The organism is Sphingobacterium sp. BN32, from assembly GCF_030503615.1.
GTDB lineage: Bacteria > Bacteroidota > Bacteroidia > Sphingobacteriales > Sphingobacteriaceae > Sphingobacterium.
Genome location: NZ_CP129963.1, coordinates 2,523,483 through 2,535,914 on the forward strand (window position 1 = coordinate 2,523,483; position 12,432 = coordinate 2,535,914).

Sequence of the window (12,432 nt, forward strand, 5' to 3'; positions counted from 1 at the left end):
TTGTTATATAAACAAGGGAAAAGTGCTTATGAATAAACTAATGTTTTTTTCTTTGTGGGCAGTAGCTACGTCTCTACTACCGGTAGACCTAAACAGCAGCAATGCTAAAATAAGCCACAAAGAAAACAAGACAATCGAAACAGAACATATTGATCCGACACGAAGTCTTTATGAGGAACTTAAGCTAACAAGCATCCTGAAATGGGAAGCCTTTGAGCAAGCAATGCAGGGATACGGGAAGCTAAGTCCGAAAAATAAGGATATTATCACGATTATTGATTTCACATTACCATCGACGGACAAACGTATGTATGTAATCGATCTAAAGAATAAGAAATTGTTATATCATACCATCGTTTCGCATGGTAGAAACAGCGGCGAGAAATTTGCCACCTCGTTTTCAAACAGACACAATTCTTATCAAAGTTCTTTAGGTTTTTACACCACAGAAGGTACCTACCAAGGTGGAAATGGCTATTCATTAAGATTGAATGGTTTGGAAAAAGGAATCAATGATCAGGCATTAGCACGAGCTATCGTTATGCATGGCGCGGACTATTGCAGCGAGAATGTGATAAAATCCACTGGAAGACTTGGAAGAAGCTACGGATGTCCGGCAGTGCCTAGAGAGTTGAACAAGCCTATCATCAACACAATTAAGAATGGTTCGCTGATGTTTATCTATGCAGGCAACAAGGATTACCTGGCGAGTACAAAACTGATAAAGTTAAATCCTATCCTCCCAAATCCAACGATGATTGCAGAGCATACGGATGATATCAAAAAAGACAACAATGCAGTCTTAAATTAAAAGAAGACTAGCAATAAAAAAAGAGCTGTATGATTATCATACAGCTCTTTTTTTATGCGTTTGTATCTTCTTAGCTACTGAAGTAAGCTCTTACGTTCTTTCCTTCCATCCAGTTCATGAATGCACGATTAACGACTTTGTTTCCTCCAGGTGTTGGGTAATTTCCTGAGAAATACCAATCGCCTTTATGGTTTGGACAAGCAACGTGTAAGTTATCTAAAGTCTGGAAGATTACTTCCAACTCTGCTTTCAAGCTATGTGGTTTCACGATACGAGCAATCTCTTGTGAGATTTCCTCATCAGTAAAAGGCTCATAAATCGCCTTCACATAGTTTTCTATTTGATCCTTAGGCATGGTTACCGAAGCAACACATTTCTGATAAACCTCATCGATAATATGTGCCAAGCCGTTCTTGCGCAATAAAGCGATAGCAGCCTCGAACGCGACGAACTCGCCCATTCTAGACATATCGATACCATAACAGTCGGGATAGCGAATCTGCGGTGCTGATGATACGATCACGATCTTCTTCGGATGCAAGCGATCCAAGATGGTCAAGATACTTTGCTTAAGCGTAGTTCCTCGTACGATAGAGTCGTCAATAGCAACGATTGTATCCTCATGATCGCGAACAATACCGTAAGTTGTATCATAAACGTGCTGAACCATATCCTGACGATCAGCATCCTGCGTAATGAATGTACGTAGTTTCGCGTCTTTCACGTTAAGTTTTTCAAAGCGAGGAGACATGCTCAACACCTCTTCCAACTCTTCGTCTGTAATTTTATCAGCACGGTTCAGTAAAACATCCTTCTGTACTTTTCTCACATGCTCGCTAATACCTTCCATCATTCCGTAATACGATACCTCAGCCGTATTTGGGATAAATGAGAATACGGTATTCTTGATATCTCCGTTGATACTCTTCAGTACTTGAGGGCACAATAAGCGACCTAGCGATTTACGCTCTTTGTAAATATCGGCATCCGATCCGCGCGAGAAATAAATACGCTCGAAAGAACATGACATCTGCTCTACCGGCTCTCTGAACATCTCTTCGGAAACTGTACCGTCTTTTTTGGCAATTAATGCGTGTCCTGGTTTAATTTCCTTAACAGCGCCTAATGGGATGTTAAATGCTGTTTGGATAACCGGGCGCTCTGAAGCAACAACTAGAACCTCATCATCCTGATAATAGAATGCGGGACGAATACCTGCTGGGTCGCGCATAACGAAAGCATCGCCATGTCCGAAGATTCCGGCAATAGTGTAACCGCCATCCCAAGTCTTCGCCGAGCGCGTTAAGATTTTGGCCACATCAATATTCTTCGCAATTTGTGCAGAGATCTCGATATTAGAATAGCCTTCTTTCTTGAAAGAATCGAATAGCTTCTGGTTTTCCTCGTCAAGGAAGTGTCCAATCTTTTCTAACACCGTAACGGTGTCTGCTTGTTCTTTAGGGTGCTGACCAAGGTCGTAAAGTTGCTGCAATAGCTCATCTACGTTAGTCATATTAAAGTTTCCGGCAACCACAAGGTTTCTTGACATCCAGTTGTTCTGGCGCAAGAAAGGGTGGCAGCTTTCAATACTATTTTTACCATGTGTTCCATAGCGCAGGTGTCCTAGTAGCACCTCTCCGGTGAAACTTACATTTTCCTTCAGCCATTGGGTATCCTTAGCTTCTTCCGGAAATGCTTTCTGTACTGCGGCAAATTTCTTTTGAACGTATTCAAAAATTTCCGCGACTGCCGATGAACCCATCGCTCTATAACGAGAAATATAGCGGTTGCCCGGTTTTACGTCAAACTTAATTGTCGCAATACCTGCGCCATCCTGACCACGGTTGTGCTGCTTTTCCATAAGCAGGTACAACTTGTTGATCCCATAGTAAGGCGTACCGTATTTTTCTTGATAATAAGACAGGGGTTTTAACAATCGAATAAGTGCTATTCCGCACTCGTGTTTTATAGCGTCACTCATAGCTTGAATTGATGGCACAAAGGTACGCTTTTTTAAAAAAAAGTCGGAAGTCTTCTACAGAAAAATTGCACCTACCCGACACTACTAGTCAACGTCCTCTAAAGATGTCGAATTATGCTTCCTAGCAGCGATTTCCAAAAAGCGCTCGCGTCTAGAAATCAGCTCTTCTTTCTCGATTCTACGCCAGGTCATGTAACTGTTTACATAGAATCCTCCGGAAAGAATAGGTTCTACCGATTTGAGATATAGAATATCTCCCTCAAAGTCGATCTTTCGCTCTTGAATTCCTCCCTCCCAATTTGGGAATGAAGAATTGCTGATATGATATTTTAATATAGCGTTGCGATTGTCGATATGGTAGGAACCGGAGAAGGCGATAAAGCCTTTCACAGAAGCTTCCATTTCCTCCTGCGTCGCTACATATCGGTCGTTGGAACTGTATTTCAATCGCGCAGGATTCGATATTTGCACCGACATATGTCCATCAGCACCATACATAATCGTGCCTATGGGTGATTTACCCATTGGAAATGTACTATCTGCGCCGTTAATTGGTATTTCAATATATGATAACAGGGTCCAGGTCCCAATTAGTTCGTTTTTGATTGTTGTCATTTCAGGTTTGCTGTTTTGCTAGTATAACGATGATTCAGGTCGAATAGTTTGTAACATTATTCATATCATTTCTTCTTTGACAAAGTGATGATAAGTATATTCGCAATGCGGAGAGTAATCGTTATAAGTGGTTATCTTCCTAATTTACTTTTAAAAAGCTTATGATACAACTTTGCCCCTGCGGATCTACACTTTCCTATCAAAATTGTTGCAATCGGATTCATCAAGATCAGAAACTCGCCGAAACAGCCGAGCAACTAATGCGTTCCAGATACGCAGCATTCTGTCTCCGTTTGATTGATTTCCTTTATGATAGCTTCCATCCGCAAACGCGGAGGTTTCAAAAAAAATCAGAAATTGAGCAATGGGCAAAGGAAAACAACTGGCAGGAGCTGCAGATCGTAAAGAGTACGACCTCTACGGTTGAATTTAAAGCCTATTATATGGATCTCAGGGGCGAACTTCATATACATCATGAAAAATCTAACTTTAAGCGACTCAACGGAATCTGGTATTATTATGATGGCCAATTGAAAGCATAAGTTTTTATTAAAACACGATATACTAATCGAAATTTATTAGATTAGTATATCAATTTAAAATATTATAAACTATGGGAAAGTTTGTCATGTCTACCCGAAAAAACGGAGAATTTCAATTTAACCTGAAAGCATCTAATGGACAGGTTATCTTGACTAGCGAAGGTTATACCAGTAAAGCGGCTTGCGAAAATGGTATCTCATCCGTGAAGAAAAATGCTGCTGATAGCGCTAAATTTGAAAAATTAACTGCGAAGAATGGAAAATTTTATTTCAATCTGAAGGCAGGAAATGGACAGATTATCGGATCAAGTGAAATGTATGCCAGCGAATCTGGCCGTGCGAATGGAATTAAGTCTGTTCAGGAAAATGCTCCTGATGCAGCAACCGAGGATACGACTATCTAAGTTCCTCCCCTCGAAAATAATAGAAAAAGGGCTGTCATTTCCGACAGCCCTTTCTTTATGTACTCAACTAGACCGATTACCAAATAACAATACGTTTGTCTTTTGGAACATATAGTTTGTCACCTTCTTTAGTCTGGAATGCTTCGTGGAAAGCATCTAAGTTGATGATCGGACCAACCGCACGGTATTGCGCTGGCGAGTGTGGATCTGTTTTCACTTGGTTAACAACATATTCATCTGTTGTTTTAGAACGCCAGATTGTAGCCCATGATAAGAAGAAACGTTGCTCTTGCGTATATCCATCAATTAATCCTGGGTTACCCTTGTCTTTCAGGTACATCTGTAAAGCATCGAATGCTACAGAAGAACCACCCAAGTCACCGATATTTTCACCTAAGGTAAAGCGTCCATTAACGAATACTCCTGGTACCGGCTCATACGACTCGAACTGCGCAACTAATGCATCAGCAGCTTTCTCAAACTTCTCACGATCCTCGTCTGTCCACCAATTATTTAAGTTACCATTTCCATCGTATTGAGAACCTGAATCATCAAAACCATGGGATAGCTCATGACCAATTACAGCACCGATACCACCGAAGTTTACAGCAGGATCCGCTTTATAGTCATAGAATGGAGGCTGTAAAATAGCCGCAGGGAATACGATCTCATTAAATAATGGACTGTAATATGCATTCACCATTTGAGGATACATACCCCATTCTGATTTATCAACCGGCTTGCCTTGCTTCGCTAAGTTCTCCTGGAACGACCAACGGTTCATGTTATGAACATTCTCGATCAAACTAGTGCCGATCGCTAAGCTAGAATAGTCTTTCCATTTATCAGGATAACCGATTTTCACATTAAACTTAGAAAGCTTTTCTAATGCTTTTTCTTTCGTCGCTGGAGACATCCATGCTAAATCCTTGATGTGTTGGTTGAAAGATTTAATCAGATATTGCACCATTTCTTCACAGGTTTGCTTTGCCTCTGCTGGAAAGTGCTCTTTTACGTATAATTTACCCAAAAGCTCACCAACATTACTGTTAACAAATGCTAAACCGCGTTTATCTAATGCGCGCTGCTCTTTCTGACCTCTCAATTTCTTACCATAGAACTCGAAAGATAAATCATCAAGCTCTTTCGTCAAGTAGCCCGTCGCATCATCCATCACATGGAACTTCAAGTATTCTTTGATTACAGGAAGGTTCTCTTGATTTACGATCTGATCTAACTCCTGATAGTATTTTAATTCACCAATGATTACCGTATCAGCGGTGAATCCAACGCTACGGATGTATTTGGCTACATCCATATTCTTCACCATCTTACCTAGGTCATTTACAGCGACAGGGTTATAGCGTTTCTGAGCATCTCTTGACTCCTCTACTGTTTTTAATTTGGAAGCTATTAATTTCTCAAATTCTACAATCTTCGGGCCTTTCAGATCTCTAGTCTTTTGATCTACTTTGCTGTATAGCGTATTGATATAGCTTTGGTAGTTACCCAAAGTCTCAGTATTCTTCTCATCAACTTTTTGGTAGTAGCTACGACCAAGACCTAAGCCTCCGCCACCTAAATAAACAGCATTCATATTACTGTTTTTCATATGCGCATATACATAGCCACCGAAAAACGGATTACCACCGATTTCAGCATACTTAAGGAAATAGTTGTATAGGTCGTTCAGGTTCTTGATACCGTCGATATCTTTCAACTGTTGTTGAATAGGCTTCAAGCCTAATTGATTACGTGTTTCAAAGTCAACAAATGAGCGGTAAAGATCTGCGATCTTTTGCCCGTCAGAGCCCTTTTCGAACTTCTGATCTAATGAAGCTTTAAGAAGTTTTAAACTGTTCTCGTCCGTGTTTTCAGCTAGCGCGTCGAAGGATCCCCAACGTGCTTTGTCCGATGGAATCTCGACAGTTTTCATCCAGTTCCCATTAACGTAATTATAAAAGTCGTCCTGCGGACGTACGCTTTTGTCCATATAGGACACATTGATAGCATGATTCTCTTGAGCGAAGCCCAAAGCTGATCCAGTCATCAATGCAGCAATCAATACATATTTTTTCATAATAACCATTTAATCTAAAAAGCTGTTTAATATAAGTGCAAACATACTTATTCTAGAAATAATCTAAAGTAACTATTCCTTTATATTCTGAATATCACGCATTTTTAGATAGGAAATACGTTATTTTGCAAGCCTATGCTAATAAAAGTCGACGACAAGGATTACAACCTACTGACCACTGAAAAAAGAGAAATACGGATCTTGAACCTTCATGAAGACGTTCCGACGGTTTATGCACATGCGCAAAACAGCTTAGATGAAGTAGCTGCCTACATCCGCCAGTTTCAGCAAAGCAGTGCCTTCCAAGTTGTTCCCGAGTCCATGTTGGAATTCTTTAGAATTGATCTCTTTGGTAAAAAATATCCCGTTAAGATTATCAGGAATGAGGAATTCCAACCCTACATCAAAGCCGACTTAGTTTATTGCAGTGCCAAAGCCAACACAGACATCCAACAAACTAAGTTTGCTGAAAATCTGAGAGAGCAGCTCTTTCAACAATATGTCCTGCAACGGGTAAGCCATTGGGAAGAACAGCTGAATGTGCTATCGAACGACATCCACTTTCGGATGCTCAAAGCCAGTCCTTACAAAACAAATGTTGACAACGCCAATATCACTTTTAATAAACAGATAAAAGATCTTTCGCTGCGCACTATTGATTACTTCGTATTCTCTGCAATACTGCCCCTACTCCCTGAGGAGAATGAATTAGCATTAATCAATCAGTACTTTCCAGATACAGAAAGGCTATTAAACCAATTCAGATAAAATAGCCTGTCTGGTTCAAGGTTCTATGATTACCGATAAGAGAAATGGTACATCCTGATTTTCATTCTCGTAGGTTCGGATTGAATATTAAGGCGCGTGGTGTAAATGGGATAATCAGTCGTCGCGAGTTAGATTCTATGGTCTTGATGACATTCCCTTCCGCATCGTAGCGATTTAAAACAGTCCTATTTAGCGGATCATTAGCAAGGCGCTTAATATCCATTAAGCGTATCCCACCCTTAAAACTCAACTCTCTACGTCGTTCGTCCAACACATAGTTCAACGCCTCTGCCGGGCTTTCGGCGACTAAATCCTCGTGCGTATCTTCCAGCATACGTTTAAAGCGCAATTTATTGATTAAAGCCATAGCCTCATCTACTTTGCCCGCTCGCGCATGGCATTCGGCCGCAATTAGCATCATTTCAGGAACAGTGATCGCATTATTAAAGCGCACAACACTTGAGGAACCATCCGGATTAGCGACAATCTGATAAATATATTCCCAAGTATTATAATTTTGTCCATAATGGGCAAACAAGCGCAAATCGTTCTCTGTATAGATGGATATTAAATCCTTGGGCAGATAAATATTTAACCCGGTTGTTTGGAAAAAGTTAAACTCCTGCCCCGCTTTTCCAAATATAACTTCCTGATACTCTTCCATTTGAAACAGCAAGAATACATAGGATTCGTATTCCATCAAAAACGGGTTATAATCGATTAAGAACGAATTGATGGCAAGTGCTTTATTGGCGGAATCCAGAGCTTGTTCATACGCTCCTTTCTGGAGCTGTACTTTCGCTGATAGCGCAAAAGCGCAGATTTTCCCCGGATGCAACACATCCTTTCCTTTATCGGGCAGCTCAGCAGTCGCCATCGCATCGTGCAAATCTTGCTCAATCAGGTCGTAGAGCTGCTTCACCGTAGCGCGCTGCGGCAACTGATTGGCGTCTAATGTCGTAATCAAGGGCACCGCCAAATCGCTCTCGGCACCAGCAGCATTATATTGCGGAGCGTATAAATTCACCAATATAAAATAAGCATATGCGCGGTGAATCTTCGCTTTTGCAATTAACCGCCGCTTTCCCTCAGCAGTGCCATCCAGCGCGAAATCTAGATAATTAATAACCAAATTGGCCTGTGCGATATTTCTGTATAATGCCCGATAAAGGTCATCCGTATCATTATTATTCCAGATCGGTTCATTCCATAAATACGCATTCCGGAGCGAGTAGTCGCTTGCCATACGAGCTACCGAATCGGGGTGGAAATAAATATTATCCGAAAGAAACTCTGCGATGATCATGTTATGCGAAGCAAAATCACGACTGTTCAACACTTCTTCAAAGTCTACAAAATTCCGAACAGATATGTGTTCGCCAGTATTGGGATTTACATCCAAAAACTTGGAACAGGAACTCAAAAGACAACCCAGAAGGACATATAAAAGGAAACTAGATGGTAGTGTTTTCATCAGAAACTAGCGTTAATTGAAAATGAATATTGTCTTGGCATCTGTGGAGATAGAAGGCCATTATTCGCGACCGAGCGTGGATCATAGCCATATGCATTTCTTGCCCAAAACCAGATATTATTCATCTGAACAGAAACCGATAGCCGGCTCATCCTCATCGGCGCGGTGATATGCCGTGGAAAATGATAGCCGACCTGCACTTCCTCCAATCGAACAAAGTCGGACGACAAAATTGAATTCGTTGAATTCTGCGTGATCAGCTCTCGCCCTAAATGATAATTCGCCAACTTTGGGATATCAGTAAGGTTCTCATCTCCAGGCTTCCGCCATCGGTAAATTAAATCCGAATGATGGTCTATGGCAGAGGATGGCGCAGGAATATACTTCCGCATCACTCCCCCCGACTGCCAATTGATTCGCGTTTGGAAGAAAAAATCAGCAACATCGATAAACTGATTGATCGAACCCGTATTCGGCGAAATCGTTACTCCGCTGAAAACCAATGCGGATTGCTCCGCAGCGTCCAAACGAGCACCTTGATCATTAAGAATAGTCGGCTCGCCCTCTTCGTTCAAGCCGCCCCAGCGATAGCTCCACATCGCATTCTGCGAATAATTGTTGCGAGGGCTAACTAGGTAAGCATAGTTCGCGATATATTCCTGCTCCGGAACTTCTACATTAATAATATCATTGAAGGATGCCAGCAAATTGACATTCCAACGAAATCTGCTCCGATCAAATAACTTCAGTGTCGACACAAATTCCAACCCTTTGGTCCGGATGGTATTCTTAACATAACGTGATTCAAGACCTGTGGCAAAATCCGGTCGATTGTACATATCCAGCACAATACCTGTCGTCAGCCGATCGTATTTCCGGATATCTAACAGGAATCGATCGCTTAAAAAACCCAGGCGTATCGAAGGCTCATGATTTAAGATAGCAGGAGGTAAAAAATCCATGACCAAAAAATTGGGCTGCACCACGCTATGTCTATCCAATTGATTCAGCTCAAACTGAATCATAAGTGACTGATACTGATCGAAATTCTGCAAGCTATAAATTAGCGATAAAGTACTTAGGAAATCCACTTTCGTCAGTAAATGTTGCTTCAAGTTATAATTGAAATCACCCGACCATAAGGTTTTATCCTGATTATTGAAGTAAGCACTCGCCTAGAACTTCATCAGGTCGTTGAACAAGCCTAGATAAAATGAGGTCTTTGCATAATTCAAATTGATGTTGCTCATATTAGGGTCGAAGTAATTGGTCAAGGAGATGGAATAATAGTCCCAATTGGTTTCTAGATTTCTATTCGCGCGATGCTGCGCCGGTAGCCTCGGCGAGCGCAATCCGCCAATTTTCGTGCCGATCAAAAGCTCATTGATAATGCGGTTCTCCGGAATAAAACGCTGATGTAAGTCCCAATCCAACAACAAACTCGCATCATGGAACATCGCATAATTAGGCCTTACGCCATGATTAGGTATATAAACACCATTGTACATCAATTTCGTTTGAAAGGTTTCCCGATAAGAATACCCGAAGTTTCCGCCAATACGCAGGTTCCTGTTCCGCTGATTTTGCGGTTGCGGAATATTAATCAGCAACCCTGTTTCTATTGGCTCTCCATAGATATTTCTTGCTGCAGTCGGCTCCATCCAGATCGTGTCGCCCCCCCGACCGCGCGCATCTACCCCATAAAAAACCTTCACAGGATTCATCTTCGCATCCAGCATCGAAACCCAACCGCTCAGCCCAGCTTTGAATTGATGGATTTCCGAAACTGTTTTATTGAAATCAAAACCTGATCGAAAGTCCATCGTCTCTTCTAAACTTCCGCCACGTTGATTATAATTCCCAATTGGCGCCCAATAGGTAATCCCTTTATCTTTAACAGGGACAGAATACATATTGAAATGCCTCCGTGCATCTGTAGAATGCTCGTGTGTAAATTGTTCCGTCCGATTTTTGGTTCGTTGATAGAGCAAGGTGTTGATCCAGCTGAGCGATGGACGAAAATTAACCTGAACTTTCCCGGAGGCCGATAAGGTACGATTGCGACCCAGGCTATAATTCAAACGCTGGTCTTCCATATAATTACGTCCAACGTCCAACGCGCCCTTTTCCTTAAACTGCTGGTTTAAATCATATCGATAGGTATCGTTTTAATCATACACATAATTTCCTTGTTCATCATAGAGCATCTGATAAGGCTCTAGCGACATACTCATGCGTGGAACAGTCTTATTCTCGCCAAGACGATAGCGCACATAAAGATTACCCTCGATCTTATTTTTGAAAAAGGAAAAACTGTTGTTCGAGTTCAGATCAAAGTTCCGCATGTAATCGCCAGGCGTGGAACTCTTATTATCGCTATACATCAAACTTAAATTATAGCGCACTTCATCTTTACGCCCCGCCAAGCGCAGATTATAGTTCTGCATACCCACACGCTGTTGGCTTTGTCGAATCTGTTGCTGATTGTCGAGATTGCCAAGGGAATCCCAACGATGTTCGAATTCCGAAGCACTGATTTTGTCGTGGCGATGATGATTTAGCAAAAGGTAAGCAGGATTGACGCCGATATATGGTAAATGGAGGTTCGTCATGGGCGTAATGTCCAAATCAAAGCGATCTCGATATAAATCCAATAAGTCTCTCGAGGATATCCTTTCCAGGGACTTATTACTCATATCTTCCAACTCGGAAATGAAAAAATTCTGTGTATAGTGTATTTCCAGTGGCTTACCAACCGAACCGCGCATCGTCTTAATCAGCACCACACCGTTTACCCCTTCGGGTCCATACTTTATGCCCTCCTCCGGATCACGAATCACCTCCACACTTTCAATGTTCGCCATCGGCATATTAAGCGGAAACTCCTTTTCGGGAAATCCATCGACCAGTACAAGCATCCCTTTGGTATCAGCCGGCAAAGCCGAACCGCCCCGAAACTCCGGAACTAATCCCAACGAGGACAATTTCGTTTGATTAACAATATTGGCCCCAACTTCTCGCATCAGCTCACTCCGCTTCTGGTCAAAAACACGCTGAAATTCCAAGAATGTAGGATACATAGCCATCGATTCTGGCATATTCCTTTTCATCTGTTCATACAGTTGGCGCAGGTTCATATTTCCACTAATGTTCAATTGGGGCGTCGAAAAAATAACTTCCTGTTCCGCTGTCGTCGAGGGACGAAATATCAGTCCCGGGACGGTTCCTTCCAACATCTGACCCAGGTTGAGGTGCCGCCTTTGCTCAATATCCAGCATGACGTTTTTCGGATTGCGGTGTCGCACAATGGCCTCTTCAATTCTACTGACCTGTTTCTTCAAATGAATATCTCTTCTGCGCTTTAGTTGCCGCAGCGAATAAACCAACGGCGCATAGCCCACACATGAAAAAGTGATCTCCATCTTATCTTTATTGATGCTTTCGAAAGCATACTCCCCCCATTCGTTTGTTTTCATCACAAATCGAGAATCCAAAACGGTAAGGGTAGCTCCCGGGATGGGCTGCTTAGTTTCCGCATCGCGGACAACACCGAATAATTGAACTCGATCCTGCCCCCAAACCTCGACACTAGCAAGGCATAACAAAAACAGAATAATTGATATTTTTAAGAAAAAACGTTCGTGGGCTCGCCAGACCTCACGTCGAGCGTATCTCGGCGTATATAGCGTTATATCCATAAATATTTCAGTATTAATTGGTTTCTTTTCGATACGGTTTCAATAACCATATATTATTT

Annotated in this window: 11 protein-coding genes; 4 read left to right on the top strand and 7 right to left on the bottom strand. The window is 41.8% G+C overall.

The genetic code is table 11. The annotated features are described in order from the left end of the window. The first annotated feature begins 28 nt into the window (after positions 1-28). Complete coding sequence (locus QYC40_RS10640) at positions 29-811, top strand: murein L,D-transpeptidase catalytic domain family protein (protein ID WP_301990233.1); 783 nt, start codon at positions 29-31, stop codon at positions 809-811. A gap of 70 nt (positions 812-881) precedes the next feature. On the opposite strand, the gene QYC40_RS10645 is transcribed toward QYC40_RS10640, so the two are convergent. Both QYC40_RS10645 and QYC40_RS10650 read right to left on the bottom strand, forming a co-directional pair. After that, on the bottom strand, positions 882-2,792 hold the full coding sequence (locus QYC40_RS10645; RefSeq protein WP_301990234.1) for an amidophosphoribosyltransferase: 1,911 nt from the start codon (positions 2,790-2,792) through the stop codon (positions 882-884). An 84-nt stretch (positions 2,793-2,876) separates the two neighbouring features. Next, positions 2,877-3,407, bottom strand: coding sequence for a lipocalin-like domain-containing protein (locus tag QYC40_RS10650; RefSeq protein ID WP_301990235.1), 531 nt, complete (start codon positions 3,405-3,407; stop codon positions 2,877-2,879). Between the two features lie 161 nt (positions 3,408-3,568). On the opposite strand from QYC40_RS10650, the gene QYC40_RS10655 reads away from it, so the two are divergent. Both QYC40_RS10655 and QYC40_RS10660 read left to right on the top strand, forming a co-directional pair. Further along, complete coding sequence (locus QYC40_RS10655; protein ID WP_301990236.1) at positions 3,569-3,949, top strand: YchJ family protein; 381 nt, start codon at positions 3,569-3,571, stop codon at positions 3,947-3,949. 71 nt (positions 3,950-4,020) lie between these two features. Continuing rightward, the gene (locus QYC40_RS10660; RefSeq protein ID WP_301990237.1) at positions 4,021-4,353 is read left to right on the top strand and encodes a YegP family protein; all 333 of its coding nucleotides are present in this window, start codon (positions 4,021-4,023) and stop codon (positions 4,351-4,353) included. Positions 4,354-4,429: 76 nt separating this feature from the next. Here QYC40_RS10660 and QYC40_RS10665 read toward each other — a convergent pair whose 3' ends face one another. Next, a complete protein-coding gene (locus QYC40_RS10665) occupies positions 4,430-6,433 on the bottom strand; it encodes a M13 family metallopeptidase (RefSeq protein WP_301990238.1) in 2,004 nt (667 codons plus the stop codon). 135 nt (positions 6,434-6,568) lie between these two features. On the opposite strand from QYC40_RS10665, the gene QYC40_RS10670 reads away from it, so the two are divergent. Further along, on the top strand, positions 6,569-7,201 hold the full coding sequence (locus tag QYC40_RS10670) for a YgjP-like metallopeptidase domain-containing protein (protein WP_301990239.1): 633 nt from the start codon (positions 6,569-6,571) through the stop codon (positions 7,199-7,201). 61 nt (positions 7,202-7,262) lie between these two features. Here QYC40_RS10670 and QYC40_RS10675 read toward each other — a convergent pair whose 3' ends face one another. The 4 genes from QYC40_RS10675 to QYC40_RS10690 all read right to left on the bottom strand — a co-directional run bounded on the left by QYC40_RS10675 (position 7,263) and on the right by QYC40_RS10690 (position 12,373). Beyond that, positions 7,263-8,675 carry a RagB/SusD family nutrient uptake outer membrane protein gene (locus QYC40_RS10675; RefSeq protein WP_301990240.1) on the bottom strand — a complete coding sequence of 471 codons (1,413 nt, stop codon included), beginning with the start codon at positions 8,673-8,675 and terminating at the stop codon, positions 7,263-7,265. Next, entirely contained in the window at positions 8,675-9,790 is a 1,116-nt protein-coding gene (locus QYC40_RS10680; protein ID WP_301990241.1) for a hypothetical protein, read from the bottom strand. The genes QYC40_RS10675 and QYC40_RS10680 overlap by 1 nt, the downstream gene beginning before the upstream one ends. Before the next feature lie 60 nt (positions 9,791-9,850). Continuing rightward, on the bottom strand, positions 9,851-10,771 hold the full coding sequence (locus QYC40_RS10685; protein WP_301990242.1) for a hypothetical protein: 921 nt from the start codon (positions 10,769-10,771) through the stop codon (positions 9,851-9,853). 72 nt (positions 10,772-10,843) lie between these two features. Then, on the bottom strand, positions 10,844-12,373 hold the full coding sequence (locus QYC40_RS10690) for a carboxypeptidase-like regulatory domain-containing protein (protein ID WP_301990243.1): 1,530 nt from the start codon (positions 12,371-12,373) through the stop codon (positions 10,844-10,846). Positions 12,374-12,432: the final 59 nt, after the last annotated feature.

Excerpts from the sequence above, each read along its gene's own strand:
- QYC40_RS10640 (WP_301990233.1), top strand. The coding sequence starts at position 29 with ATGAATAAACTAATGTTTTTTTCTTTGTGGGCAGTAGCTACGTCTCTA.
- QYC40_RS10645 (WP_301990234.1), bottom strand. The coding sequence starts at position 2,792 with ATGAGTGACGCTATAAAACACGAGTGCGGAATAGCACTTATTCGATTG.
- QYC40_RS10650 (WP_301990235.1), bottom strand. The coding sequence starts at position 3,407 with ATGACAACAATCAAAAACGAACTAATTGGGACCTGGACCCTGTTATCA.
- QYC40_RS10655 (WP_301990236.1), top strand. The coding sequence starts at position 3,569 with ATGATACAACTTTGCCCCTGCGGATCTACACTTTCCTATCAAAATTGT.
- QYC40_RS10660 (WP_301990237.1), top strand. The coding sequence starts at position 4,021 with ATGGGAAAGTTTGTCATGTCTACCCGAAAAAACGGAGAATTTCAATTT.
- QYC40_RS10665 (WP_301990238.1), bottom strand. The coding sequence starts at position 6,433 with ATGAAAAAATATGTATTGATTGCTGCATTGATGACTGGATCAGCTTTG.
- QYC40_RS10670 (WP_301990239.1), top strand. The coding sequence starts at position 6,569 with ATGCTAATAAAAGTCGACGACAAGGATTACAACCTACTGACCACTGAA.
- QYC40_RS10675 (WP_301990240.1), bottom strand. The coding sequence starts at position 8,675 with ATGAAAACACTACCATCTAGTTTCCTTTTATATGTCCTTCTGGGTTGT.
- QYC40_RS10685 (WP_301990242.1), bottom strand. The coding sequence starts at position 10,771 with ATGGAAGACCAGCGTTTGAATTATAGCCTGGGTCGCAATCGTACCTTA.
- QYC40_RS10690 (WP_301990243.1), bottom strand. The coding sequence starts at position 12,373 with ATGGATATAACGCTATATACGCCGAGATACGCTCGACGTGAGGTCTGG.